Source organism: Nocardioides panzhihuensis, assembly GCF_013408335.1.
In the GTDB taxonomy this organism is placed as follows: domain Bacteria; phylum Actinomycetota; class Actinomycetes; order Propionibacteriales; family Nocardioidaceae; genus Nocardioides; species Nocardioides panzhihuensis.
Genome location: NZ_JACBZR010000001.1, coordinates 1,135,721 through 1,160,435, shown reverse-complemented (window position 1 = coordinate 1,160,435; position 24,715 = coordinate 1,135,721). Strand labels below are relative to the sequence as shown.

General features: G+C 69.7%; 23 protein-coding genes. 6 read left to right on the top strand and 17 right to left on the bottom strand.

All coding sequences use genetic code 11. From position 1 onward, the window contains the following. Positions 1-114 precede the first annotated feature (114 nt). The 4 genes from BJ988_RS05370 to BJ988_RS05355 form a co-directional block, all read right to left on the bottom strand. Complete coding sequence (locus tag BJ988_RS05370) at positions 115-1,293, bottom strand: HAAS signaling domain-containing protein (protein WP_179657070.1); 1,179 nt, start codon at positions 1,291-1,293, stop codon at positions 115-117. Between the two features lie 79 nt (positions 1,294-1,372). Further along, positions 1,373-1,699, bottom strand: coding sequence for a PadR family transcriptional regulator (locus BJ988_RS05365; RefSeq protein WP_179657069.1), 327 nt, complete (start codon positions 1,697-1,699; stop codon positions 1,373-1,375). A 103-nt stretch (positions 1,700-1,802) separates the two neighbouring features. Next, entirely contained in the window at positions 1,803-2,642 is an 840-nt protein-coding gene (locus tag BJ988_RS05360) for a hypothetical protein (protein WP_179657068.1), read from the bottom strand. Between the two features lie 62 nt (positions 2,643-2,704). After that, positions 2,705-3,640 carry a bifunctional riboflavin kinase/FAD synthetase gene (locus BJ988_RS05355; protein ID WP_343051479.1) on the bottom strand — a complete coding sequence of 312 codons (936 nt, stop codon included), beginning with the start codon at positions 3,638-3,640 and terminating at the stop codon, positions 2,705-2,707. 122 nt (positions 3,641-3,762) lie between these two features. Between BJ988_RS05355 and BJ988_RS05350 the strand changes: the two genes are divergently transcribed. Further along, on the top strand, positions 3,763-6,147 hold the full coding sequence (locus tag BJ988_RS05350) for a penicillin acylase family protein (protein WP_246321405.1): 2,385 nt from the start codon (positions 3,763-3,765) through the stop codon (positions 6,145-6,147). Between the two features lie 110 nt (positions 6,148-6,257). Here BJ988_RS05350 and truB read toward each other — a convergent pair whose 3' ends face one another. From truB to rimP, 7 genes are all read right to left on the bottom strand, one after another. After that, positions 6,258-7,130: a tRNA pseudouridine(55) synthase TruB gene (truB, locus tag BJ988_RS05345; protein WP_179657066.1), complete on the bottom strand. Its 873-nt coding sequence runs from the start codon at positions 7,128-7,130 to the stop codon at positions 6,258-6,260. After that, the gene (gene rbfA, locus BJ988_RS05340) at positions 7,127-7,582 is read right to left on the bottom strand and encodes a 30S ribosome-binding factor RbfA (RefSeq protein ID WP_179657065.1); all 456 of its coding nucleotides are present in this window, start codon (positions 7,580-7,582) and stop codon (positions 7,127-7,129) included. Before rbfA ends, truB begins: the two co-directional genes overlap by 4 nt. 82 nt (positions 7,583-7,664) lie before the next feature. Beyond that, entirely contained in the window at positions 7,665-10,604 is a 2,940-nt protein-coding gene (gene infB, locus BJ988_RS30890) for a translation initiation factor IF-2 (RefSeq protein WP_179657064.1), read from the bottom strand. Positions 10,605-10,696: 92 nt separating this feature from the next. Then, entirely contained in the window at positions 10,697-11,059 is a 363-nt protein-coding gene (locus tag BJ988_RS05330; RefSeq protein ID WP_179657063.1) for a DUF448 domain-containing protein, read from the bottom strand. Positions 11,060-11,136: 77 nt separating this feature from the next. Beyond that, positions 11,137-11,982, bottom strand: a complete 846-nt coding sequence (locus BJ988_RS05325; protein WP_179657062.1) for an alpha/beta fold hydrolase — start codon at positions 11,980-11,982, stop codon at positions 11,137-11,139. Between the two features lie 27 nt (positions 11,983-12,009). Further along, positions 12,010-12,987, bottom strand: a complete 978-nt coding sequence (gene nusA, locus BJ988_RS05320) for a transcription termination factor NusA (protein WP_179657061.1) — start codon at positions 12,985-12,987, stop codon at positions 12,010-12,012. Between the two features lie 3 nt (positions 12,988-12,990). Beyond that, positions 12,991-13,473, bottom strand: a complete 483-nt coding sequence (gene rimP / locus BJ988_RS05315) for a ribosome maturation factor RimP (RefSeq protein ID WP_246321404.1) — start codon at positions 13,471-13,473, stop codon at positions 12,991-12,993. 181 nt (positions 13,474-13,654) lie between these two features. Here rimP and BJ988_RS05310 point away from each other — a divergent pair, with 181 nt between their 5' ends. Continuing rightward, positions 13,655-14,077 carry a hypothetical protein gene (locus BJ988_RS05310; RefSeq protein ID WP_179657059.1) on the top strand — a complete coding sequence of 141 codons (423 nt, stop codon included), beginning with the start codon at positions 13,655-13,657 and terminating at the stop codon, positions 14,075-14,077. Continuing rightward, a complete protein-coding gene (locus tag BJ988_RS05305; RefSeq protein ID WP_179657058.1) occupies positions 14,074-14,505 on the top strand; it encodes a DUF4439 domain-containing protein in 432 nt (143 codons plus the stop codon). Before BJ988_RS05310 ends, BJ988_RS05305 begins: the two co-directional genes overlap by 4 nt. Before the next feature lie 365 nt (positions 14,506-14,870). Here BJ988_RS05305 and scpC read toward each other — a convergent pair whose 3' ends face one another. After that, positions 14,871-16,382, bottom strand: a complete 1,512-nt coding sequence (gene scpC / locus BJ988_RS05300; protein WP_179657057.1) for a succinyl-CoA:acetate CoA-transferase ScpC — start codon at positions 16,380-16,382, stop codon at positions 14,871-14,873. Between the two features lie 132 nt (positions 16,383-16,514). After that, positions 16,515-18,275, bottom strand: a complete 1,761-nt coding sequence (locus BJ988_RS05295; protein ID WP_179657056.1) for a proline--tRNA ligase — start codon at positions 18,273-18,275, stop codon at positions 16,515-16,517. Positions 18,276-18,364: 89 nt separating this feature from the next. Here BJ988_RS05295 and BJ988_RS05290 point away from each other — a divergent pair, with 89 nt between their 5' ends. Next, positions 18,365-19,369, top strand: a complete 1,005-nt coding sequence (locus BJ988_RS05290) for a hypothetical protein (protein WP_179657055.1) — start codon at positions 18,365-18,367, stop codon at positions 19,367-19,369. Positions 19,370-19,394: 25 nt separating this feature from the next. Here BJ988_RS05290 and BJ988_RS05285 read toward each other — a convergent pair whose 3' ends face one another. From BJ988_RS05285 to BJ988_RS05270, 4 genes are all read right to left on the bottom strand, one after another. After that, positions 19,395-20,240: a GNAT family N-acetyltransferase gene (locus BJ988_RS05285; RefSeq protein WP_179657054.1), complete on the bottom strand. Its 846-nt coding sequence runs from the start codon at positions 20,238-20,240 to the stop codon at positions 19,395-19,397. A 56-nt stretch (positions 20,241-20,296) separates the two neighbouring features. Then, on the bottom strand, positions 20,297-20,956 hold the full coding sequence (locus BJ988_RS05280; RefSeq protein WP_179657053.1) for a hypothetical protein: 660 nt from the start codon (positions 20,954-20,956) through the stop codon (positions 20,297-20,299). Positions 20,957-21,077: 121 nt separating this feature from the next. Beyond that, complete coding sequence (locus BJ988_RS05275; protein ID WP_179657052.1) at positions 21,078-21,860, bottom strand: SDR family NAD(P)-dependent oxidoreductase; 783 nt, start codon at positions 21,858-21,860, stop codon at positions 21,078-21,080. Beyond that, positions 21,844-23,883, bottom strand: a complete 2,040-nt coding sequence (locus BJ988_RS05270; RefSeq protein ID WP_179657051.1) for a P-loop NTPase family protein — start codon at positions 23,881-23,883, stop codon at positions 21,844-21,846. Before BJ988_RS05270 ends, BJ988_RS05275 begins: the two co-directional genes overlap by 17 nt. 222 nt (positions 23,884-24,105) lie before the next feature. Here BJ988_RS05270 and BJ988_RS05265 point away from each other — a divergent pair, with 222 nt between their 5' ends. Together BJ988_RS05265 and BJ988_RS05260 are read left to right on the top strand one after the other, a co-directional pair. Then, the gene (locus BJ988_RS05265) at positions 24,106-24,258 is read left to right on the top strand and encodes a hypothetical protein (RefSeq protein ID WP_179657050.1); all 153 of its coding nucleotides are present in this window, start codon (positions 24,106-24,108) and stop codon (positions 24,256-24,258) included. Further along, positions 24,255-24,665, top strand: coding sequence for a hypothetical protein (locus BJ988_RS05260; RefSeq protein WP_179657049.1), 411 nt, complete (start codon positions 24,255-24,257; stop codon positions 24,663-24,665). Before BJ988_RS05265 ends, BJ988_RS05260 begins: the two co-directional genes overlap by 4 nt. Positions 24,666-24,715: the final 50 nt, after the last annotated feature.

Here is a 24,715-nt window from a genome sequence, read left to right as displayed (position 1 = left end):
ACGAGCCGTGCCACCCGCCGACGCAACCTCCACCAGAACTTCATCGCTCTCCCCCTCGACTCTCTCGTCATCGAGTAAGACGTTGTGGAGCCGGGTCCGGTTGCATCGGTCAGCTCACGGCGTCTCAGGAGCGCTCGGCGAGGCGGACGGCGAGACTGTCGGCGAGGCGCTCGGCGAGCTCGCCGCGATCCCGGGCAGCGAGACCTTCGGCACGGTCGCCAGGGGCGGCTCCTGGATCGTCGGCGCGTCCTCGCCCCCGTCCGCGAACGCGTTCGGGTCGAGCGTGGTGTCCGGCTGGACCCGGCTGGGCAGCGGGAAGACGTTGTAGAGCTGCGCGGCGCCGTTGGACCACGGGTAGAAGATCCGCGGCTGCACCGGCTCCCCCGTACGCTCGTCCAGGCACACCTCGGAGAGGATCCCGTCCTCGTCGGCCACAGCCGGCGGGAGCGGGTCGGCGACAGTCGAGGTGCAGTCAGGCTGAGCGGCCACGTCGATCGGCTTCCCGTCCTGGTCGAAGAGCTGCACCCCGGTCAGCGGCTTACCCGAGGTGTCGTACGGGTAGATGTTGGTGACCGTCTTGCCGCCCGCATAGATGCCGGCCTGCTCACCGACCGGGCCACCATCATTGGTCGCCCCGACCACCTCGTTGTAGCCGTCCTGCCAGCCTTGGTCGTACTCCATGCTGCTCCCGACGACGCCGTTCGCCCAGCTCATGAAGAGCGCGAACCCGGCGAAGGCGTTCAGGCCGAGGAGCACGACGCGTGCGCCGGTCCCCCGCTCGCCGCCCGGCCAGACCCGGCCGGCGCCGACGAACATGCTGATCGCCACCGCGACGATGAGCAGCAGGACCGACGGCGCGCTCGACATCGTCCAGCCGAACATCGCCGAGACCAGCCAGACCGCGGCCCAGGCACGCACGATCCACCACAGCGGCCGCAGCCAGGCGACCACAGGCCTCAGATCCGTACGCAGCAGCTCACCGGCCTTGGCGACCGTCCGGTCGAACCGGTCGTGACCGGCGTCCAGGAGCCCGTCGACCTGCGCAGCTAGACCGCGGTGCGGCTTCGGCCCTGCCGGTATCCCGGCCGCGGCGCGGAGCTCCTTGGCGTACTCGACCGGGTCGCCGAGCGCATCGGGCCCACGCTCCTCGACCAGCTCGGCGAAGTCGGCCTCGAGCCCGTCGGTGATGTCGCTGAGCACCTCGGGGTCGAGGTCTGCGAGTTCGCGGCGCACCCGAGCCAGGAAGAGCCGCACCTCCGGTGCGACGTTCGGCTCTGCATCTGTGGTCGTCATGCCGCCACCTCCGTAGCGCAAGCGCCAGAATACGGACGCGACGGCATGATGTTCTCGTTGTTCGCTCGCTGACGCTCGCTCATGCGCGCACCCCTTGGAGGATCTCGGTGACAGTGGTGGAGAAGTGGGACCAGTCCTCGCTCTGTTGCTTGAGCTGGCCTTGCCCGGCAGGCGTGATGCCGTAGTACTTGCGGTGGGGGCCGGACTCTGACGGCACGACGTAGGAGGTCAGGGCGCCTGCGGCGTACAGCCGCCGCAAGGTGCCGTAGACCGAAGCGTCCCCGACGTCCGTGAGCCCGCTGTCGCGGAGCTTGCGGACGATGTCATAGCCGTACGCGTCCTCGCCGTCGACGACGGCCAGGACGGTCAGGTCGAGCACCCCTTTGAGCAGCTGGGTGGTATCCATGCTTCGCACACTACTACGCAGTGCGCACTACTCGCTACAGCATTGCACCGCGCGCCGCCGAGGATGTCGGCAGGCGACGAGCAGCCGGCTCAGGACCGACCGGTCAGGACCGGCCGCGCACGTCCCGTACGAAGTCCTTCCAGGCGGCCGTGTCGCCGGCCGGCCCGGAGGCACGAGCGGGCCCGGTGAAGGTGCGGACCTGGACGGGCTGGGCGGGCCGCCCCGACGGCGAGGCGGACACCAGCCTGGTCTGGGCGGTCGGCACGGCGACACTCGAGCGCAGCTGCTGACCGTAGCCGCCGGGCGCGCCCCCGGAGCTGCCCTGGATGAGCGCCGACATCGGCGCGTACTCGTCCACCACCTCGGGCCTCTTTCCCGGCACCGCGAGCCAGATCAGCGCGATCAGGAACCCGGTCGCCCATCCATAGGTCAGCCCGTACGCAGCGCCCGACTCGAGCACGTCGCCCAGCGTCGCCACCAGCCAGCCGGAGCGGCCGTCGGAGAGGTAGGCGTAGAGGCTCTCGGCGACCTGGCCGACGGCCGTGGCGACGATCGCGGCGAACCAGCACCCGAGGAACACCGGCCAGAACGCCCTCGGCCAGATGCCGATGGTGCCGAGCCAGGTCAGCAGCCAGGTCAGCACGAAGACGGTCGCGGTGAGGATGACGGAGTGCACCAGGGCGTCACCGGAGAAGAGGTCACCGAAGGAGCCGTTGCCGAAGTAGGCGAGCCGGTCCCCCAGCAGCGCGGGCAGCCAGCCCGCCGAGTTGGTGCCGTTCTCGTCGGCCCAGGTGGACAGCGGCGCGGAGCCGGAGAAGAACTGGAGGGCCCAGAGCCCGCCGGTGACCAGGACAGCGTTGAGGACGGCCGGGATGCCGCCGCGGGCGCGCTCGGCCTCGACCTCGGTCTCGTAGACGGACGTGGGGGTGGAGTGGGGATCCATGGCGAGACATTCAACCGCACCGGGTCCCCGCTGGATAGGGCGCCGGGGTCGGAGGTCGACCTCTACTGCTCCGTCAAGATCTCGCGCGCCCGCACCACGTCGGCGCGCATCTGCTCCACGAGCGCGTCGATCCCCTCGAAGGCGACCATGCCGCGTAGCCGCTCCACGAAGGCGACCTCGACCTCGACGCCGTAGAGCTCGAGGTCGTCACGGTCGAGCACGTAGGACTCGACCCGGCGCCCGACCACGCCCTCGAAGGTGGGGTTGGTGCCGACCGAGATCGCCGCCGGGAATCGCTCGCCGGTGTCGCGCCGGGTGAGCCAGCCCGCGTAGATGCCGTCGGGCGGCACCGCGGTCAGCGAGTCGGTGGGCACGTTCGCCGTCGGGAAGCCGAGCTCCCGGCCGCGCTGGTCGCCCTTGACGACGATCCCGCGCACGGAGTAGGGGCGACCCAGGGCCTCGGCGGCACCGGTGACGTCGCCGGCCGCCAGACACGTACGGATGTAGGTCGAGGACCAGACCTGGGGGCCGCCGTCGAGCGGGATCCCCTCGGCGGAGAAGTGGTGGACCTTGCCGTAGGCGATCAGGTCGGCCACGTCGCCGGCAGCCTTGCACCCGTAGCGGAAGTTGGCGCCGACCACGCACGCCTCGGCGTGCAGCGCGTCGACGAGGACCCGCTGGGCGAAGTCCTCGGGTGACCAGTTGGCCATCTCCATGTCGAACGGCAGCGCGAGCACCGCGTCGGCGCCGGCCGCGAGCAGCAGCTCGGCGCGGACCTCCATCGTGGTGAGCACACCGGGGGCGTGCTCGGGCCGCAGCACCGCCATCGGGTGCGGGTCGAAGGTGACCGCCACCAGGGTGAGCTCCTTGGCGTCCGCCACCTCGCGCCCTCGGCGCAGCACATGCTGGTGCCCGAGGTGGACGCCGTCGAAATTGCCGACCACGACGCAGGTGCGGCCGAGGTCGGCGGGCACCTCGCTCAGACTTCTCCAGAACACGCCGCCAGAATATCCATCCTCGGTCCCCTTCCCGGGATCCGGGCCACCTGGCAACCAAACAGTAACCTGTTCTACCCATCCTCGTTGGTCGAGGCATGGAGAGCCTCGTACGCAGAGCCACCATGTCCCTCGCACCGCTGGCCCTTCTCGCGGGCGCGCTCAGCGCTCCGGCAGAGGCCGCCGAGCCGCCGCCTGCGTACGACGCGAAGGTGCGGATCACCGAGCACGGGATCCCGCACATCACGGCCCGCGACTGGGGCTCCCTGGGCTACGGCAGCGGCTGGGCGACCGCCGGTGAGGCCACCTGCACCCTGGCCGACATCCTGCTCAGCGCCCGCGGCGAACGCTCCCGCTGGCTCGGCGCGGACAAGATCTACGACGACGGCGTCTCCAAGCCGACCACCAACCTCGACTCCGACGTGCTCGTGGGTGATCTCCACAACCGGCAGGTGGTCGAGCGCCTGCTCGACTCCCCGGCCGGGCCCTCGGCGCGGGCGAAGCAGATGGTGCGCGGCTACGCGGCCGGGGTCAACGAGTGGCTGCGTACGCACGAGGTCACCGACCCGGCCTGTGCGGACGCGCCCTACCTCCGCCCCGACGTCACCGAGACCGACGTCTGGTACGGCGTCTATCTCGCCAACCTGATCGCCTCGGCCGGTCAGTTCGTCGGCGAGATGAACGCCGCCTCTCCCCCGTCTCTGACCGACCCTGGCCTGCCCGATCTGCCCGGCGCCCTGGGGCTGCCGTCGCTGCCCACCACCGCAGCCGAGGTGCCGGCTGCGGCCGCGAAGGTGGACAAGCAGAAGCTGCTGGCCTCGTTCGGCCGCGACCCCGAGCGCGCCTTCGGGTCGAACGCGACCGCGATCGGCGGCGATGCCAGCTCGACCGGTGCCGGGATACTGCTCGGCAACCCGCACTTCCCGTGGCAGGGCCGCTACCGGTTCACCCAGCAGCATCTGACGATCCCCGGTGAGTACGACGTCGCCGGCGCGTCGCTGATCGGCTCACCGGCGGTGAACATCGGCTGGAACGACGACGTCGCCTGGAGCCACACGGTGTCCACGGCCTACCGGTTCACACCGTACGAGTACACCACCCTCGGGCCGGGCACCCGCTACCCCACACCGGACGGCGTGAAGCGCGCCGAGCGGCGGGAGGTGGAGGTCGAGGTCAAGACCGCCTCGGGCACGACCACGGTCACCGAGGATCTCTACCGCACGCCCGAGGGCTACGTCATCGACTCGCCCTCGCAGCTGATGGCCTGGGGACCGCAGAGCTTCTGGGCGATCCGGGACGCCAACGCCGAGCACCTGCGCACCATCGACACCTTCCTCGGCATGGGCTCCGCCTCCTCGGTCGGGGACCTGCTGGAGCGCCAGGACGCCGGTGGCGGGATGCCGTGGGTCAACACGATCGCGGCCGACCGCCACGGTGACACCCTCTACGCCGACCACTCGGTCGTCCCGCACGTCACCGACAGGCTCGCCTCGCGCTGCATGACGGTCGTCGGCCGGCTGCTCAACACAGTCGCCGGCCTGCCCGGTCTCGACGGCAACCGCGCCGGGTCCTCCTGCGCCTGGGGAGCCGACGCCGGTGCCCAGCGCGCCGGAATCCTCGGCGACGAGCACCTTCCCGACGTCGTACGCCGCGACTGGGTGATGAACGCCAACGACTCCCACTGGCTGCCCAACCCGGAGGCCCCGCTGGAGGGCTACCCCGCGATCCTCGGCTGTGAGCGGTGCGAGCGGACGATGCGTACGCAGATGGTGGCCCGCTACGTCATCGACCAGCTCGCCGCGCACGGCGTCGAGACGCCCGCCTCGCTGGCGGACCACGAGTACGACAACCGGCAGCGGACGGCGGAGGTGATGAAGGCCGACGGCGCGCTCGACCGGGTCTGCCGGCTGACCGGCGAGAAGCAGGCCTGCGCCGTCCTGGCCGGATGGGACGGACGGTCGGACGCGACCTCGGTCGGCACCGCGATCTTCACCGAGTTCGTCGAGCGCGCCCCGACCGGCCTGCAGCTGTGGCGGGTGCCGTTCGACGCCGACGACCCGCTCGACACGCCGCGCGGGCTGCGCACCACGCCGAGCACGATCAAGGCGATGGAGGACGCGATCGCGGCCGTGGAGGCCACCGGTCTGCCGATCGACTCGCCGTGGGGCGCCTACCAGGTCGCCGCCGACCGCGGCGCTCCCCCGCTGCCCCTCGGCGGCGGCGAGGGCAACCTGGCCGGCAACGCCAACGCGCTCGCCTCCCGCAGCCCGGTGCAAAACACCGGCTACGCCCGGCCGATCACCTACGGCTCCTCCCACATCCAGGCCGTCTCGTTCGGCCCGGACGGCGTCGAACCGCGCACGATCCTGACCTACGGCCAGTACGAGGACCCCACCTCGCCGTGGTCCAGCGACCAGACCCGCCTCTTCTCCGAGGAGAAGTGGGTCGACTTCCCCTGGACCGACGAGGAGATCAAGGCAGACCTGGTCGAGACCGTGCGCCTGCGCTGACCCATCCCTGCCGAGGCGTCACCCCCGTCGCCCGAAGCGTCACTCCGGTCGGCCGAGTTGGCACAGGTGTGCCAACTCGGCCGACCGGAGTGACGTCTCGGCGTGGGGTGTCAGCCGACGAAGACGGCGCTCGCCTTGGCGAGCTCGGGCGCGATCGGCTCGTAGAGAGCGAGGAACTCGCCGTCGGGGGCGAAGACAGCGGTGAGCCCGTCGAGCGACAGCCCGAGCTTGCGCCCGTAGCGGACGTCCTGGGCCTGCTCCTCGGAGAGGTCGTACGCCGGGAACGCTGCACGAGCGGCCTCGGCCAACGGAAGCACGGCGAACTCGTCGCCGAGCTCGTCGAGCGTCCTCGCCACATCGAGGTCGTATGGTCCCACCGCGGTGCGGCGCAGCGCCGTCAGGTGTCCACCGACCCCGAGCGCCTCGCCGACATCGCGGGCGATCGCGCGGATGTAGGTGCCGCTCGAGCAGCGCACCGAGATGTCGACATCGACCACATCGCCGGCTACGCGGAGATCGCCGACAGTGAGCTCGTGCACCGTGACCCGCCGGGCCTTCAGCTCGACCTGCTCCCCGTCGCGTACGCGCTGGTAGGCGCGCTTGCCGTCGACCTTGATCGCCGAGACGGCGGTCGGAACCTGCAGGATGTCGCCGACCTGGGTGACGAAGGCGCTGCGTACGTCCCCGGCGACCAGGCCGCTGGCGACCGTCTCCGAGACGAGCTCGCCCTCGGCGTCATCGGTCGTGGTGCTCTGCCCGAGCCGCACCGTCGCGTCGTAGGACTTCTCGGTCAGCATCAGGTGGCCGAGGAGCCGGGTGGCGCGCTCGACCCCGAGGACGAGTACGCCGGTGGCCATCGGGTCCAGGGTGCCGGCGTGCCCGACCTTGCGGGTGCCGGCCATGCGCCGAACGCGCGCGACGACGTCGTGGGAGGTGACCCCGGCAGGCTTGTCGACGATGACAAGACTCGAGGGGGCACTCACTCCTCGTCGTCCTCGTCCCACTCGTCCCCATCCTCACGAGGCTTCTTGTAGGGGTCGGGCTCCCCGGCGTAGCTCTCCACCCGGGCGGCCGCGACCGCATCGTCCTGCGCCTTGGCGCGGGCGAGCACGTCGTCGAGGTGGCGGGCCGTCTCCGGCAGCGCATCGTGCATGAACTCCAGCGTCGGGGCGGTGCGCGTGCCGAGCTGCTTGGCGACCTCGGAGCGGATCAGCCCCTTGGCCGACTCCAGCGCCGCTGCCGTGTCGGCGAGCGCGGCCTCCGAGTCCGCACCCAATACCGTGTAGAAGATCGTCGCGTTCTGGCTGTCACCGGTCACCCGGACATCGGTGATGGTGACGAAGCCGATCCGCGGATCTTTGATCCGCCGCTCCAGCATCTGAGCGACAACGACCTTGATCCGGTCAGCGATGCGACGCACCCGTGGGCTACTCATGTTCACACTCTCTCAAATAATCGAAGCAAATCGAGACGTTGGCCGGGCCGCGACTGCGACCCGGCCAACGTCAGAGGCTCGTTCAGCCCCTCGGAATCTCCACCATCTCGAAGGCTTCGATGAAGTCGCCTTCCTTGATGTCCTGGAAGTTCTTCAGGACGAGACCGCACTCGAAGCCCTCGCGGACCTCGGAGGCGTCGTCCTTCTCGCGGCGCAGCGAGGCGAGGTCGAGGTTGTCGGCCACCACGGCGCCGTCGCGCAGGACGCGAACCTTGGCGTTGCGGCGGATGAGGCCCTCGGTGACCATACAGCCGGCGATGTTTCCGGCCTTCGACGAGCGGAAGATCGCGCGGATCTCCGCCTTGCCGAGGCTCTTCTCCTCGTACTCCGGCTTGAGCATGCCCTTGAGGGCCGCCTCGATCTCCTCGATCGCCTGGTAGATGACCGAGTAGTAGCGGATCTCGACACCTTCGCGGTCAGCCAGCTCCGTCGCCTTGCCCTGCGGGCGGACGTTGAAGCCGATGATGATCGCGTCGGAGGCAGCAGCCAGGTCGACGTTGGTCTCGGTGATCGCACCGACACCGCGGTCGATGACCCGGATCGAGACCTCGTCGCCACCCACATCGATCTTGGCCAGTGCGTCCTCGAGCGCCTCGACCGAACCGGACACGTCGCCCTTGAGGATGAGGTTGAGCTCTTGGCTCTCGCCCTTCTCCATGGAGGCCATGAAGTCCTCAAGCGTGCGGCGTACGCGGCGCTTGGCCTGCTGCGCGGCACGCTCGCGTGCCTCGCGCTTCTCGGCGATCTGGCGAGCCATCCGGTCGTCCTCGACGACCAGGAAGCTCTGACCGGCACCCGGCACCGCCGAGAGACCCAGGACCATCGCCGGACGCGACGGGGTCGCCTCGGTGATCTCGTGGCCGTACTCGTCGATCATCGCGCGGACACGGCCATGAGCCGGACCGGCGACGATGGACTCGCCCACACGCAGCGTGCCGCGCTGGACCAAGACGGTCGCGACCGGGCCACGGCCACGGTCGAGGTGAGCCTCGATGACGATGCCCTGCGCGTCCTGGCCGGCGTTGGCCTGCAGGTCGAGCGATGCGTCGGCGGTCAGCACGACCGCCTCGAGGAGGCCCTCGATGTTGATCCGCGACTTCGCCGAGATCTCGACGAACATGGTGTCGCCGCCGTACTCCTCGGGGATGACGCCGTACTCGGTCAGCTGGCCACGGATCTTGGTCGGGTCCGCCTCCGGCTTGTCGATCTTGTTGATCGCGACCACGATCGGGACACCGGCCGCCTTGGCGTGGTTGAGCGCCTCGATCGTCTGCGGCATCACGCCGTCATCGGCCGCAACCACGAGGACCGCGAGGTCCGAGGACTGCGAACCACGAGCACGCATGGCGGTGAACGCCTCGTGGCCTGGGGTGTCGATGAAGGTGATCTTGCGCTCTTGGCCGTCGACCTCGGTCGCGACCTGGTAGGCACCGATGTGCTGGGTGATGCCACCGGCCTCGCCCTCGATGACGTTGGCGTCACGGATGGCGTCGAGCAGCTTGGTCTTACCGTGGTCGACGTGACCCATGACGGTGACGACGGGCGGACGGACCGTCCAGTCGGACTCGTCGCCCTCGTCGCCGAGCTCGATGTCGAAGGACTCCAGCAGCTCGCGGTCCTCGTCCTCGGGGGAGACGACCGAGACGATGTAGTTGAGCTCCTCACCGAGCAGCTCGAGGGTCTCGTCGTTGACGGACTCGGTCGCGGTGACCATCTCGCCCAGACCGAACAGCATCTGCACCAGCTGGGCCGGGTCGACGCCGATCTTCTCGGCGAAGTCGGTCAGCGAGGAACCACGGGCGAGACGCACGGTCTCGCCGTTGCCCTTGCGGACGCGGATGCCACCGATCGTCGGGGCCTCCATGGCCTCGAACTCCTGGCGACGCGCCCGCTTCGACTTCCGACCACGGCGCGAGGGACCACCCGGGCGACCGAAGGCACCCTGGGTCGTTCCGCGACCACCGGGACGACCGGCACCCGGACGACCGCCGAAGCCACCGCCACCGGGACGACCCGGAGCACCGCCGCCACCGCCACCGGGACGCCCACCGGCACCGGGACGGCCACCGCCGCCGGGACGACCCGGAGCACCGGCACGGCCGCCGCCACCGCCGCCGGGACCGCCACCAGGACGGGCACCGAACGCGGCCGGGGACTTCGGCATCATCGCGGGGTTGGGACGCGGCATGCCGGGACGGCCACCACCCTGGCCACCCTCACGGGCAGCAGCAGGACGCGGCGGACGCTGGTCGCCGCCACCAGCCGGGGCACCGCCCTGGCCGCCTTGACCACCCTGACCGCCCTGGCCACCACCCTGGCCGCCGGGACGCGGACGCCCCATGCCCTGGTTGGAGGAGAACGGGTTGTTGCCCGGGCGCGGAGCGCCGGGCTTGCCGACCGGACGAGGTCCGGGACGACCGGCACCGCCAGAGCCGCCGCGAGCCGCGGGGGTCTGCGGACGAGCACCGGGCTTCGGCGCACCAGGCTTGGGCGCGCCCGGCTTGGGCGCGGCCGGGCGTCGCTCGCCGCGGTCGGTGCCTGCCGGCTCGCTCGGGCTGGTCTCGGGAGCGGCCGGAGCCGACTCCGCGGGGGCTACCGGCGGAGCCTCGGCCTTCTGGGCCGGGGCCTTCGGGCCGGGCCTGGGGGCGGCCGGCTTGGACGCCGCAGGCGCCTCAGCAGGCTTCTCGGGCGCCTTGTCCGCGGCCTTCTTCGGGGCAGCAGGCCTAGGGGCCGGCTTGGGACCGGGCTTGGGGGCGGGCTTCTCGTCCGCGGACGAGGATCCACCATTGCCACCGGTCTTCAGGCCGGGGCCGATCTCCTTGCGGAAACGCATCTCCGCAGGGAGCTCGACGGTCGAGCTCGCCGACTTGACGAACTCACCCATCTCCTTGAACTTCTCGAGAACGAACTTGCTCTCGACTCCGAACTCTTTGGCGAGTTCGTGGACTCGGGTCTTAGCCACGTTTCTCCTTCTGGCCACAGACCCAAATCCGGGTGAAACTGTGACCACTAATGGTTGTAGAACACGCTCATCGCGAAGTACTCATCGAGTGCTCATGAGCTTTTGCTCCAGTTCCTGGTCGGTTGACCGTCTGTGACGGTCGTGGATATCGGGCGCGTGTCGAGGTAGTCCTCCACCGGTGCGCTGGAAAGCCCGCCCGCGGCCCCCCTGCCTTTCGGGAACAGGGCCCGGATGAACGCCTTCCGGCGCACCGCGAGTTCGTAGCACTCACGCGTGGGATGCACATGCGCCCCTCGCCCGGGTGCGGTGGCTGTCGGATCGGGCACCACGGCCGGCTGGCCGTCGTGGTCCGAGCCGGCGGTCACCCGCAACAACTCGCGCTTGGCGGCTCGCTTCCGGCAACCAACGCACGTACGGACAGGTCCGTGCTGCGTAGTTTCTTCGAGGCGTGCCACCGATACTCAACACTACCGCTTCCGGGGTTCGGGAGACTAAACCGGGGCACAGGTCGTTCCTATTCCGTGACCCGACCTCACAGGACGGCGGCGATCTCCGGCCAGGCCAGCAGGCCGAGCTCGCGGTCGGCCTCCTCCGAACCGCCCCAGTCGAGCCTCTGGCTGAGCGCGAGCGCGGGCTCGCCGGGCAGCACGACCCGATGACCGGCGTCGGGATGGGTGACCACGATCGTCTCCAGGTCGTGAGCCGTACGCCGGCGCCGGACCGCCTCCGCGAAGAGGACCGACGGCCACAGCGCGTCACCGCCCCCGGCGACCAGGACGACCTCACCGGCGATGCGCTCGACCGGGATGGTCGCGGCGGGCACCCGGTCGGCGTACCTCTCCAGTGCCGAGAGGTAGGCCTCGCAGAACGACGGGAGCTCCCCGTCCGCCCCCTCGACGGCCTCCTCGACGGCCTCCTCGATCGCCTCGTCGTCGAAGGGCACGAACGGCACCTGCTCGCCGCGCAACGTCCATGAGGACCGCTGCGGCCGCTCGTCGCTGAGGCCGGCCCAGGAGACGTACGTCGGGGAGATCCCGACCACCGCGTCGATCTCGGGGTGCAGCGTGCCGAGCAGCAGTGCCGCCTGGGCGCCCCAGGACGTGCCCAGCACCACCAGCCGCTGGTAGCGGGAGTGGAGCTCGGCGAGGACGTCGTCGAACGTCTCCAGCGGCATCAGGCGGGCCTCGCCCGGCTGTCCGGGGCCACCGAAGTAACGGATCGACGCAGCTGCCACCCCGTGCGAGGCGAGCAGCCGGCACCGATCGGTCTCGATCCGCCCCGAGGACCCGGACAGGACGAGGACGCCGGTGGTGGCACCTTCCGGCTCCAGCAGGACGCCCTCGGAGCCGGTCAGGGCTGTCTCACGCACGTTCGGCATGCCGCACAGGCTAACGAGCCGCGAGGCTCAGGCGACCGGGGTCTCCTCGTCGGAGCGGATGTCGATGCGCCACCCGGTGAGGCGAGCGGCGAGACGGGCGTTCTGCCCCTCCTTGCCGATGGCCAGCGAGAGCTGGTAGTCGGGCACGACGACACGGGCGGACTTGGTCGCCTCGTCGATGATCTGGACCGAGGAGACCCGGGCCGGCGAGAGCGCGGAGGCGACGAGCACCTTCGGGTCCTCGGACCAGTCGACGATGTCGATCTTCTCGCCCTGCAGCTCGGACATGACCTGGCGGACCCGCTGACCCATCGGGCCGATGCAGGCGCCCTTGGCGTTGACGCCGGCGACGGTCGATATGACCGCGATCTTGGTGCGGTGGCCGGCCTCGCGGGCGATCGCGGAGATCTCCACGGTGCCGTCGGCGATCTCGGGGACCTCGAAGGAGAAGAGCTTCTTGACCAGGTTGGGGTGGGAGCGCGAGAGCGTGATCTGCGGGCCCCGCATGCCCTTGCGCACGCTCACCACGAGCGCCTTGATCCGGGTGCCGTGGCTGTAGTCCTCACCAGGCACACGCTCCGAGATCGGGATGACACCCTCGAGCCGGCCCAGGTCGACGAGCACGTCGTCGGGGTTGCGGCCCTGCTGGATGACGCCGGAGAGGATGTCGCCCTCCTTGCCGGAGAACTCACCGAACTTCACGTCGTCCTCGGCGTCGCGCAGCCGCTGCAGCACGATCTGCTTGGCGGTGGTGGCGGCGATCCGGCCGAAGCCCTCGGGCGTGTCGTCGTACTCCCCGACGACGTTGCCCTCGTCGTCGACCTCGGCAGCCAGCACGCGTACGTGCCCGGTCTTGCGGTCCAGGTCGACCCGCGCCTTCGTCTGGGAGTCGCCGTTCTTGTGGTAGGCCGTCAGCAGGCCCTGTTCGATCGCCTCGACGAGCACATCGAGCGAGATCTCCCGCTCCCGCTCCAGCATCCGCAGGATGCTCATATCGATGTCCATGGCCTACTCCCCCTCGTCGATCCGCTTGAACTCGATCTGCACAAGCGCCTTCTTCACTTCCGCGTACGCCACCTCGCGGCGCTTGCCGCTCACCTCGAGGCTGGCGCGCTCCTCGTCGGACTCCTTGACGCGGCCGGTGAACGTGGAGCCGTCGACGGTGGTGACCTTGACCAGGCGACTCTTGTTGCGGCGCCAGTGGCGCGGCAGGGTCAGCGGCCGGTCGACACCGGGAGACGTCACCTCGAGGGTGTAGGGCTGCTCACCCATGACGTCGGACTCGTCGAGGACCCGGTTGACCTCACGGGTCGCCTCGGTGACGCCGTCATGGTTGATCCCGCCGTCCTTGTCGACGGCGATCCGCAGGATCCGGCGCTTGCCGGCCGGCGTGATCTCCACGGCCTCGACGTCGAGGCCCAGGGCCAGAAGCGGGTCGACAAGGGCCTCCTCGATGGCACTCGCGATCGCGTCCTTCTGCTCAGCACTCAACGCGATCTCCCCCTGCATCCTGTTGTCTGATCCTGTTGATTGGTCCAACTGTGTGGGCCGCCCGGGCACGCGGCGCCGCCGATGACACCTTACCTGTACGCCTCGGGTGTCTCGAACAGCACGCGGCTGTGTTTGAAAGCCGCTGACGCGACTCCCGCCGGGTGTGGTTAGGGTTCCTCACGTGATCCGGATGCTCTCGCGCCGCACCGCTGTGGCCGTCGCCGTGGTTGCGCCAATGACCGCCTCGGCGTGTTCGGCCTCGGAGATGCTCGATCCTGTCAAAGCACCACCGCCGAGCACTCCCCCGGCCCCCGCCAACCCTGACCAGAATGTGATCGACGCCACGGTCGCGGAGATCCTCGGCGCCGACGAGGGTGCGCCGGCGGCCTTCGTCCAGCTCCATCGTGTCCACATCGAGGCGCTGGCTCCGTCCGAGGGTGTCACGGCCGCGCCGGCGGAGGGCCGCTGGCAGGAACGCCAGCTCGCCCTGGTCACGGCGCTCACCACCGCCGCCGGGCGCGCGGCTGACCCGCAGCTGATCACGCTGCTCGCCTCGATCGCCGCCGGCCAGCAGCAGCTGCTGCACGGGCGGGGCCTGGCATGACGGCGGCGGACTCGATCTCGACAGAGGCCATCCAGGCTGCGCTCGCGGTCGAGCACGCCTCGATCTACATCCTCGGTGCCCTGGGCGGGCGCACCTCCGCCTCGTCCGCACCGGCGCTGGCACGCGCGCTCGAGGTCGCGTACGCCGACCACGTGAACGCCCGCGAGGCCCTGGCCGTCCGTGTGGTGGCCGCGGGGCTCGAGCCGGTCGCGTCCTCCGCCGTCTACGACCTGCCCCGCCGGACCGGGTCGCCGGAGGGCATCGGCGCCGCGGCTCTGCGCCTGGAGCGGGACACCACCGCGACCTATCTCTCTTTGGTCCCGAAGGCGACCGGCACCGACCGCACGCTGCTCGTCCAGCTGCTCTGCCGGGCGGCCGCGCGGCAGCTCGACCTCGGCGCCAAGCCGACGGCGTTCCCGGGGACCTAGCGCAGGCGCCACCAAAAGCCGAGATGGCCCGCGAACCGTCCGGCGCGGGAGACTCCCGAGATGTCTCCCGAGTCCGGGCGGCTCGCGGGCCAGGTTTTGGCCTGGACACGAGGCCTGAGAAGCCGCCTGGGGGCGAACCTCTCTTGCAGAAGTATGCAATCCCCGCTCAGAATGGCCCAGACCCGCAAAAGCGCATTGCAAGAACTTGCAACTTTCCTGGCGTCATTCCCAGGAGCGAACGGTCTGGTGTATGCCGCTCAGCCGCCGGGCGACGGGGCACAGGGAGCTCTTCAGCACCGTACCGATCTTCGAAGAGCCTGTCCGCCCCGGCAGACACATCGAGACGGATCCGAGACCTTCACGGCTCACATGTGTCCGGTCTCCACATAGGAGCGGTGCCAGGAGAGCGCCTCACCGAGCAGATGCGGCGTATGCATGGCATCGGGACGCTCGCGCTGGGCGCGCTCGAAGTAGTCGGCGAGCCGGTCGCGGTAGTCGGGGTGTGCGCATCGGTCGATGATCTTCCGCGCCCGTGCCCGCGGCGAGAGTCCGCGCAGGTCGGCCAGCCCCTGCTCGGTGATCACGACCTGCACGTCGTGCTCGGTGTGGTCGACGTGGCTGACGAAGGGCACGATCGAGGAGATCGCGCCGTTCTTGGCGGTCGAGGCAGAGACGAAGAAGTTGAGATACGCGTTGCGGGCGAAGTCACCCGAGCCGCCGATGCCGTTGACGATCGAGGAGCCGGCGACGTGGGTGGAGTTCACGTTGCCGTAGATGTCGGCCTCGACCATGCCGTTGATCGCGATCAGACCCAGCCGTCGCACGACCTCGGGATGGTTCGAGATCTCCTGCGGTCGCAGCAGGATCCGGCCCTTGTAGTGGTGGATGTCGTCGTTGAACCGCCGGGCGCCCTCCTCGGAGAGCCCGAAGGACGTCGACGAGACGCCGATCAGCTTGCCCGAGTCGAGGAGGTCGAGGAGGCCGTCCTGGATCGTCTCGGTGTAGGCCGTCAGGTGCTCGAACTCGCTCTCCTGGAGACCGGCCAGGACCGCGTTGGCGACGTTGCCGACGCCGGCCTGGAGCGGCAGCAGGCTCCGGTGCAGCCGGTCGTTGCGTACCTCGTGCCGGAGGAAGTCCACGAGGAGGTCCGCCATCGCGCGGCTGTCGTCGTCCACCGGGCGTAGCGGGGTGTTGCGGTCGGGGTGGTCGGTCTCGACGACGGCGACCACCTTCGCCGGGTCGACCCGGAGGTAGGGGTCGCCGATCCGCTGCATCGGCGTGGTCAGCTGGATCGGCGCCCGCTGAGGCGGCAGGCGGGTGCCGTAGTAGATGTCGTGGAAGCCCTCGAACCCTCGCGGCTGCCAGCTGTTGACCTCGAGGATCACCCTGTCGGCGTTCTCCAGCCAGGTCTTGTTGTTCCCCACGCTCGAGGTGGGGACGAGCAGCCCGTTGGGGAGCACCGCCGCCACCTCGACGACGGCGACGTCGAGGCCGCCGTAGAAGCCGAACCAGCTGTGCTGGGCGACGTGGGACAGATGCACGTCGACGTACTCGACCTCTCCCGAGTTGATCTGCCGGCGTAGCAGCGGGTCGCCGTTGTAGGGCAGCCGCTTGGAGAGCCCGTGCGCCTCGGCGAGGACGCCGTCGAGGTCGGGCGCCGTCGAGGCGCCGGTCCACGCCTGGACCCGGAACTCCTCGCCGCGCTCATGAGCCGCCCGCATACGTCGCGCCAGCGCTGCCGGCACCGCCTTCGGGTGCCCGGCCCCGGTGAACCCCGAGAACCCCACGGTCTCCCCCGGGCCGATCTGCTCGGCCGCCTCCGCGGCACTCATCACCCGCCTGGCGAGCGTACGGTCAAGGATCCTGAGCCCCGTCATGGGGTCGATCTTGCCTCATTCGCGGCGGTCGGAATCCCCGGTTAACCGGGCTCTACGAATTTCGGGGCCTGCGCTTCTCAGGCATTGCAACACCCGAGAAGCGCAGGAAACACCGGAGAAGCTCCGGTTATGTCAGCCGCGGACGACCTCGATCAGGTGAGCGACCACGTCGTCCAGAGCGACCTCGGTCTTCTCGCCGCTCTTGCGGTCCTTGACCTCGATCTTGCCCTCGACCAGCCCCTTGCCGACAGTGACGATGGTCGGGACCCCGATGAGCTCGGCGTCCTTGAACTTCACACCGGGCGAGACCTTGGGGCGGTCGTCGTAGAGCACGTCGACGCCGGCGGCCTCGAGCTCGCCGGCAAGCTTCTCGGCGGCCTCGAAGATCGCGGCGTCCTTGCCGGTGGCGACGAGGTGGATGTCGTACGGAGCGACGTTGCGGGGCCACGCCAGACCGATGTCGTCGAGGGTGCCCTCGGCGACGGCGGCCACGGCACGGGTGACACCGACGCCGTAGGAGCCCATGGTGACCGTGACGAGCTTGCCGTTCTCGTCGAGGACCTGCAGGCCGAGCGCGTCGGCGTACTTGCGGCCGAGCTGGAAGACATGGCCCATCTCGATGCCGCGGGCCAGCGTCAGCGGGCCGGAGCCGTCAGGGGCCGGGTCGCCCTCACGCACCTCGGCGGCCTCGATGGTGCCGTCGGGGGTGAAGTCGCGGCCGGCGACCAGGTCGATGACGTGCTTGCCCTCGACGTTGGCGCCGGTGACCCAGCGGGTGCCGGTGACCACGCGCGGGTCGACCAGGTAGCGGATCCCGGAGGCGGACTCCTCACCCAGAGCCTGGGGGCCGATGTAGCCCTTGACCAGCTCGGGGTGCTTCTTGAGCTCCACGTCGTCCATGGGCTCGACCTCGATCGGCTCCAGCTGCCCCTCGAGACGCTTGATGTCGACGTCGCGGTCACCGGGCACGCCAACGGCGAGCGGCTCGACCGTCCCGTCGGGGTGGCGCAGCGTCAGCAGCACGTTCTTCAGTGTGTCGCCGGCCTCCCAGGGACGGTCCTCGCGCGGGTACGCCTCGTTGAGGTGGTCCACCAGCGTCTGGATCGTCGGGGTGTCGGGGGTGTCCTCGGCGTGGGCGGCGGGCACGCCCTCGTAGGAGATCGGCTCGGGGGCCAGGGTCGTGACCGCCTCGACGTTGGCGGCGTAGCCGCCGGGCGAGCGGACGAAGGTGTCCTCGCCGGCCTCGGAGACGGCCAGGAACTCCTCGGAGGCCGAGCCGCCCATCGCACCGGAGGTCGCCTTGACGACGACGTACTCGAACCCGAGGCGGTCGAAGACCTTGACGTACGCCGCACGGTGGGCCTGGTAGGCAGCCTCGAGACCCTCGTCGGTGTAGTCGAAGGAGTAGGAGTCCTTCATGATGAACTCGCGCCCGCGCAGCAGCCCCGCACGGGGACGCGCCTCGTCGCGGTACTTCGTCTGGATCTGGTAGATCGCCAGCGGCAGGTCCTTGTAGGAGCCGTAGAGATCCTTGACCAGGAGCGTGAACATCTCCTCGTGCGTGGGGCCGAGCAGGTAGTCGGCCCCCTTGCGGTCCTCGAGCCGGAAGATGCCGTCGCCGTACTCCGTCCAGCGACCGGTCGCCTCGTAGGGCTCGCGCGGCAGCAGCGCGGGGAAGTGCACCTCCTGGGACCCGATCGCGGCCATCTCCTCGCGGATGATCCCCTCGACCTTGCCGAGCACGCGCAGCCCCAGCGGCAGCCAGGAGTAGATCCCCGGAGCGGCGCGGCGGATGTAGCCGGCACGGACAAGCAGCTTGTGGCTCGCGACCTCGGCATCCGCGGGACTCTCACGAAGAGTCCGCACGAACAGGGTCGACATACGGGCGATCATGCGGGCAAGCGTACGGCGCACCGGACCGCTCCCGCGAACCGGTCAGAAGCGTGTTGCAACCGGCCGCCGCCTGCACGCGTCATCCCTCCATGAGACGTATCCGAATCCCGGCACTGGCCACGGCCATCCTCGTTGCTCTCATGCTCCCGGTCTCACTGACGACACCGGCTTCTGCGGCGGCTCCGACCGTCGACGTGCGTCCCCTACCCCTGCCCATCGGCGAGAGCCCGACGGTTCCCTACCTCCACCGCCCGTCGTCAGAGTCGGTCTCGGTGGTCGACCCGGCGACCGGCATGAAGACACCGGTCGCCCTCGTCGGTGACGACCTCGACGAGTTCACCCTTCTGGGCCGCTCAGGCAGCGGGTTCGTGCTCCGGGTCCGCAACCGCAACATCGACCAGATCATCCGGGTGCAGCTCGATGTCGCGCAGAGATCGCTCACCGACATGTACTACGCGGACAAGGCCCGGTTGTCGGCCGACGGCCGCTACCTGCTCAAGACGGCCACCCTGAGCAGCGGTGGGATCCAGGCCCAGGTGCGTAGCGCCACCACTGGCGCGGTCGTCGCCCGCCACACTTTCAGGTCAGCGACGAGGCCCGACCCGATCGATGTGAGCGGCACCCGGGTGCTCCTGGGTGCCTACAGCACCCCGCGCACACTGGTGTGGGACTGGAAGGCCGGCACGGTCAAGACGATCGCCTCCCGGGCAGCGTACGCAGGCGGCTTCGCCACCAACCGACTGGCGACGTACACGAAGGACCCGTCACAGGTCGACGCCTGTTCGGTGGTCTCGACCGTCACCGCGCCCGCCACGACGCTCTGGCGTGGGTGCCTGGAGGCGGTCGCGTCGTTCTCGCCCGACGGCGCCCGTTTCGCGACCAACGCGATCGAGCACGAGAACCATGCCGACGTGGTCCGCCGCCGCAGTCTCCGCGGCACCCTGCTGACCACCTACCGCAACCCGAACGGGCTGTGGGCGTACGCCTGGGAGACCAACACCCGGATCCTGATGCGGTCCCACCCGAGCAGCGGCACGCCATGGCTCGTACGCTGCGAGGCCGCTGACTGCGAGCGAGCCTGGCGGGCGTACTGAACCAGCTGATCAGAACATCGCCAGATCAGAACATGATGGTGGAGAAGCGGGCCGTCTCGAGGAAGCCGGCCCGCTCGTAGGCGCGACGCGCGGGGGCGTTCCACTCGTTGACGTAGAGGGAGATGCGGGGGGCGATCTCGCGTCGGACGATGTCGCAGACCGCGGCCATCCCGCGGGCGGCGAGGCCCTCGCCGCGTCGGTGCTCGGGCACCCAGACCCCCTGGATCTGCGCGGCGCCCGGCGTCGCGCAGGCGACCTCGGCCTTGAAGACGACCTCGCCGTCCTCGATCCGCGCGAAGGACCATCCGCGCGAGATCAGCTGGAGCACCCGGGCGCGGTAGAGGTCACGGCCACCGCCGGTCTCGGGCGAGATCCCGACCTCCTCGGTGTACATCGCCACGCACGCCGGATAGAGGACCTCCATGTCGGCGCGGACCGTGCGGCGTACGAACGGGTCCGGCTCGACCAGGCTCTGCAGCTGCTGCTCGAGATGAGGCTGCTCCCAGCGCTCGTCGCGCGGTGTCCCCCAGGAGTCGCTGATCGAGCTCCACAGCGAGCGCACCGCGGGCTGTCGACCGACGATCGTCGAGACGGTGCGTACGCGGTTGCGGGCCCGCTCACCGAAGGCGTACGCATCCTCCTGGGTGGCCTGGATGGGGACCAGGTTGGCGCCGACATGGCAGGCCGCGACCAGGTCGCCACCGTCCCAGCGCCCCCAGATCTCGCCGCCGAGCCAGCGCGGCTCGAGGTTGGTGGTGCGCGCCCGGTATTCCGCGAACACGTTGACCACCGGATCCTGACCGGTCAGCTCCAGGAACGCACTCAGATCCCCCGCATGCAGCGGGCGGATCCCCTGGCGCGTCGTCAGCATGTCAACGAGCCTAGGGCCAATCTGGTTGTACGTCGCCCCGCGGCTCGCAGACCGGATCAAGCAAAGACGCGCTCGATCGTGTGCATCCGCTCGCGGACGGTCTTGAGCAGTACGTCCTGGCCGGCCGCGCCGGTGTCGCCCCACACCGCCCGGCCCACCATCACGCCTCCGGCACCGAGCGCTCGGACGTGCGGCAGACGCCCGTTGAAGTCGTCCCAGGTCATCCCGTCCGACCGCGCGACCCAGGGCGCTCCCCCGATGTCAGCCCGCTCGATGGCCGCGAGGCCCTCGTCGTTGACCTTGAGCTTGAGCACGATGCCGCTCTCCCCCGAGCGCTCGGCGAGAGCGGCCAGAGCCTCGAGACAGCCCGGTCTCGCACAGTAGGGCTCGAGGAAGACCCGGTCATAGCCCGGCAGGCGTTCGAGCACGGCCCGCGCGATCGGCGCGCAGCCCGCCTGGTGGTCCTGGAAGCCGACCTTCACGGCGTCGGTCGACCTCTCGGGGACGACGAGCTCGTCGACGGTGTCGATGTCCGGGAGCCCGGCGCAGGCGAGCTCCGGGCGTACCTCACCGTGCCCCTGCGCAGGACGCACGACGATGCCCCAGCCGGGGGTGTCGGCCACCAGATCGAGGAGCTCGGACCTGATGTCGGAGGAGTCCGGGGTGCGGAACAGCACATCGTTCGCGTGATCGATGGCAAGCCAGAGATTGGTCACTGTTGTCGCCAGTCTGAGGAGGGAACAAGAGACGTGTGGAGGCGCTAGGCGAAGCCTAAGCAGTGCGACCGAGGATCAGCCGCAACTCGCGTGAGCTGCAGGCTTCGGGTCGCGTCGACCCTCAGTATTCGCCGCCGTCGGCGACCAAACACTGACCGTTGATGGCACTGGCGCCGTCGGAGGTGAGGAAGACACAGACCTTGGCGACGGCGTCGGCGGTGACGAACCGGTGCCCGGGGATGCGCGCCGCCCGGTAGGAGATGTACTGGTCGACCGTGACCCCCTCCTTGCGAGCATGCTTGACGAACACCTGCCGGGAGGACTCGCTCCACATCGGTCCCGGGGCGACGACGTTGGCGCGGACGACGCCCTCCTCCTCCTGCGCGATCGCCTGGGCGAGACCGGTCAACGCGTGCTTGGACACGCCGTAGGCGGCCCGTCGTGACGGCGTACGGATTCCGAAGACCGAGCTGACCAGGACGACCGCGCCGGACCGGGCCGCCCGCAGCTTCGGGAGGGCGAGCGAGGCCGTGCGCCACACCGAGGTCAGATTGAGGTCGAGGGTGAGCTGCCACTCGGACCGGTCGATCTCGGCGACCGTGTCGGGGCTGGGGTTGATGCCGGAGCAGTTGATGAGACCCGACAGCGTGTCGAAGCCGGCGAGCGTCTCGGCCAGGGCGTCCACCCCGTCGTCGGTGGTCAGGTCGGCCTCGACCCGCGCCACCGCTCCGGTCTCGTCGGCGAGGTAGGCGAGCTCGGTGGTGCGGCTGTAGCCGTGCACGATCACCGGGGTGCCATCGGCGCTCAGCCGGCGCGCGACGGCACTTCCGAGGTCGCCGGTGGCTCCGAGGACGAGCACTGGTGGCCGAGGCTGTGCACCCGGCGACTCAGGCAGTGTGCTCATGGCGCTCCTTGATCCGTTGGATCGCCGTCCTCACCACTACCTCGTGGGTGGACGGCAGACCAGTGAGACCTTCAAGATGGCTCAGGCAAGTGATATCACCCATTTGCCCGAGCCGATATGCGGTTATCGGAATCGCCGGCGTGAGCACCGGGTGATGCAGCCTACGGACCAGCGCCTCGGTGATGTCGGTGTCCACACGGAGCGCGTCGCGCTCTCGGCCGACGGTCCGTGGATCCTCCTCACGGTCCAGGATCTGGAGGTAGCCGTCGACCGGCACCCGGCCGCGCAGGACCAGCTGATACATCGCCGCCTTCCGCAGGAACAGCGACTGGAAGGCCTCCAGCACGAACTCCAGCTCGTCCCAGTAGCGCTCCGGCGCCTGGTCGAGGTGCTCTCCGTAGTCCTCGCGCTCCTCGGTCAGGTAGAGGCAGATCAGCCGGTCCATCCAGGACAGGCTCTCGCGCACGCTGAGCCGGGCAACCGCGTCGAGGTCTCCGGGCTGGAACCCGGCCTTGAGGAAGCTCATCACCATCCCGCCGAGGTGCATGTGGACGAAGCGGGCACCGTCGAGCGCCATCGCGCGTCCGTCGCGCAGCCGGTCGCGGATGCTCTCGGCGACGAAGTAGCGGTAGAAGGTCTCGTGAGCGAACTCGGCCGACTCCACCGAGTCCCTGGTCCGCCCGCTCACCCCGAAGACCTCGGGATGGTCGAGCAGGTCGGCGATCCATTCGTACGTCAGGAAGTCACGCTGTCTGGTGATGTCGAGGTCACGCTGCAGGTTGGCGAAGAGCCATTCCGAGACGCGCGGGACCGGGATCAGGTCCTGCTCCTGCGAACCCGGTTCGTCCATCCCGGTGAACAGGTCCCAGGCGATGTCGCGGTAGGTCTGGAACCGCACCCTGCTGGGGATGCGTGAGCTCTTCCGGTCCCAGGGCTGACCGCAGATGTGCTTGAGGTGGACGGTGTAGCCGTCCCACAGCGTCCGGGGAGCAGGAGCGCCCTCCTCGATGGAGGCGTAGAGCTGCTTGAGGACCAACGGCGTCGCGGGGAAGAATCCGCCGCCACGCTCCATCTCGGCGGCCAGGCTGTTCAGCTTCTCATCGCCTCCGCGCTCCTCGCCGAGAGCTCGCACCTCGACCGGCGAGATCGGCTCGACGCGTACGACCACGGCTTCCTCGACGCCGAGATCCTCCAGGCGCGCGGGGCTGCGCAGCTGCTCGGCGAGCTCGTCGCGCTCGGTCTGCAGGTTGCGCTTGCTGATCACGACGAATCGGCCGCCCCGGCCGAACGCGGAGCGCAGCTCGCTCAGGTCGGGACGGGTGACGCCGTGCTCCTCGGCGCTGGAGGAGATCAGGTCGAAGTCGTCGATGACGATCGGCGAACGGTCCTCGTCGACCAGGTCCGCGTAGTCGACCGCCCCGTCGCGCAGGCTGATGTAGCGCACCTGCTCCTTGGACGCGGTCCACTCCCTGGCCTCGATCGTCTTTCCCGAACCCGAGGGGCCGGTGAGGAAGAAGAGGTTGGACTCGGGATTCTCGAGCCATCGGCCGAGCGCCTCGATGAGCGCGATAGTGGGCTGGTCCGTCGCCAGCCCGCTCAGCACCGCCACCCGTGCCCTCGGGAAGGTCAGCCGGGAGCTGGTGGCGGGCGGCGGCGCCTCGGTCGTCTCGGCTGCGAGGGTGAGCATCGGTTGAGCCGAGGCGGAGCCCGGGGCGATGGACCCGGGCAGTCCCGCGTGCTGATCACGCCAGGCGTACGCCTTCCACCACTTCGACTGCCAGATGCCGGTGTTCTTGCGGATCCACTCGCCCTGATGGGCCGGGTCTAGAGTGCGGGGCACCGCACCTCCCACGACGCGGATGAGCTCGTCGAGCGGCATCAGCTTCGAGCCGGACGTACGCCGGTAGAAGGTGCTTCTGGCCATGGCCACACCGGCGCCGCCATCGGCTTTGCCGGTGACCTGCCTGACCCAATCGCGCAGTTCGACGTTGAACTGCTCTGGAGAGAGCGCTTCGTCGGTCATTTCCCCTCGCCGAGTTGTCGCGACCGCGGGCTGTGAGTATCTCGCAGGTGTCCCAATTCTGTCCCAGAAACGTCTCAACTTCCCCGGGACTGTCTTTACTTCGTCCCCACTCCCACCCGCCTACTGGCGAGTTCGATGTGGCCTCCGCCACCTTGGAGACGTCCCCGACCGGGACAGCGCCGGCCCACCAGACGGGCCCCACCGCTGAAGGAGATGATGACCATGAGGAACCACAAGTTCAGCATCGCTACCTTCGCCGTCACGCTTCTTGTCGTGTTCGGCTTCAACCAGCTGCTCAGCGCCGAGCCGCCCAAGTGCGAGGCAGCCTCCGGCACCTCGTCCATGTCCGTCGTCGCGGAAGGGGTGCTGTCATGAACGGCTTCCTCCCGCGCCCCGGCGAAACCGTCCGGGCCCACGGCGGCACCCGCTCCGGAAAGCGCGGTGTCGTCGTCGCCACCACCGCGGGCCGCGCCAAGGTCCGCTTCGACGGCCGCAGCGGCACCCGCTGGGTTCGCAGCGGCAACCTGAGCTCGACCGGCGGCTCGCTGCCTTGGGTCCTTCCGGTCAAGGCCGCGCTCATCCTGTTCCTGGTCGTGCCGGGCGTCCGGTTCGTCATCGTCCACCTGTGGACCCACGGCGGACTGGACGGTTTCGCCACGGCTCTCGGAACCCAGATGGGCCAGGCGGCCCTCGCCTGGGGCCACCTGATCACCACGGACCCGGTCGGAGCACTGCTCCACCTCGGGTTCCTCGGCGTGGTCTCCAGGCTGATGCACTGGTGAGACCACAAAGACCTTCGAGGCGTACGCAGGGGGACGTCTCGGAGCACAAG

What these genes read in the sequence shown, in the direction of transcription:
- BJ988_RS05295 (WP_179657056.1), bottom strand. Translation starts at nt 18,275, where the DNA reads ATGATCGCCCGTATGTCGACCCTGTTCGTGCGGACTCTTCGTGAGAGT.
- BJ988_RS05290 (WP_179657055.1), top strand. Translation starts at nt 18,365, where the DNA reads ATGAGACGTATCCGAATCCCGGCACTGGCCACGGCCATCCTCGTTGCT.
- BJ988_RS05265 (WP_179657050.1), top strand. Translation starts at nt 24,106, where the DNA reads ATGAGGAACCACAAGTTCAGCATCGCTACCTTCGCCGTCACGCTTCTT.
- nusA (WP_179657061.1), bottom strand. Translation starts at nt 12,987, where the DNA reads ATGGACATCGATATGAGCATCCTGCGGATGCTGGAGCGGGAGCGGGAG.
- BJ988_RS05260 (WP_179657049.1), top strand. Translation starts at nt 24,255, where the DNA reads ATGAACGGCTTCCTCCCGCGCCCCGGCGAAACCGTCCGGGCCCACGGC.
- BJ988_RS05350 (WP_246321405.1), top strand. Translation starts at nt 3,763, where the DNA reads ATGTCCCTCGCACCGCTGGCCCTTCTCGCGGGCGCGCTCAGCGCTCCG.
- BJ988_RS05305 (WP_179657058.1), top strand. Translation starts at nt 14,074, where the DNA reads ATGACGGCGGCGGACTCGATCTCGACAGAGGCCATCCAGGCTGCGCTC.
- BJ988_RS05270 (WP_179657051.1), bottom strand. Translation starts at nt 23,883, where the DNA reads ATGACCGACGAAGCGCTCTCTCCAGAGCAGTTCAACGTCGAACTGCGC.
- BJ988_RS05275 (WP_179657052.1), bottom strand. Translation starts at nt 21,860, where the DNA reads ATGAGCACACTGCCTGAGTCGCCGGGTGCACAGCCTCGGCCACCAGTG.
- BJ988_RS05370 (WP_179657070.1), bottom strand. Translation starts at nt 1,293, where the DNA reads ATGACGACCACAGATGCAGAGCCGAACGTCGCACCGGAGGTGCGGCTC.
- BJ988_RS05365 (WP_179657069.1), bottom strand. Translation starts at nt 1,699, where the DNA reads ATGGATACCACCCAGCTGCTCAAAGGGGTGCTCGACCTGACCGTCCTG.
- scpC (WP_179657057.1), bottom strand. Translation starts at nt 16,382, where the DNA reads ATGACGGGGCTCAGGATCCTTGACCGTACGCTCGCCAGGCGGGTGATG.
- BJ988_RS05285 (WP_179657054.1), bottom strand. Translation starts at nt 20,240, where the DNA reads ATGCTGACGACGCGCCAGGGGATCCGCCCGCTGCATGCGGGGGATCTG.
- BJ988_RS05325 (WP_179657062.1), bottom strand. Translation starts at nt 11,982, where the DNA reads ATGCCGAACGTGCGTGAGACAGCCCTGACCGGCTCCGAGGGCGTCCTG.
- rbfA (WP_179657065.1), bottom strand. Translation starts at nt 7,582, where the DNA reads ATGAGTAGCCCACGGGTGCGTCGCATCGCTGACCGGATCAAGGTCGTT.
- BJ988_RS05360 (WP_179657068.1), bottom strand. Translation starts at nt 2,642, where the DNA reads ATGGATCCCCACTCCACCCCCACGTCCGTCTACGAGACCGAGGTCGAG.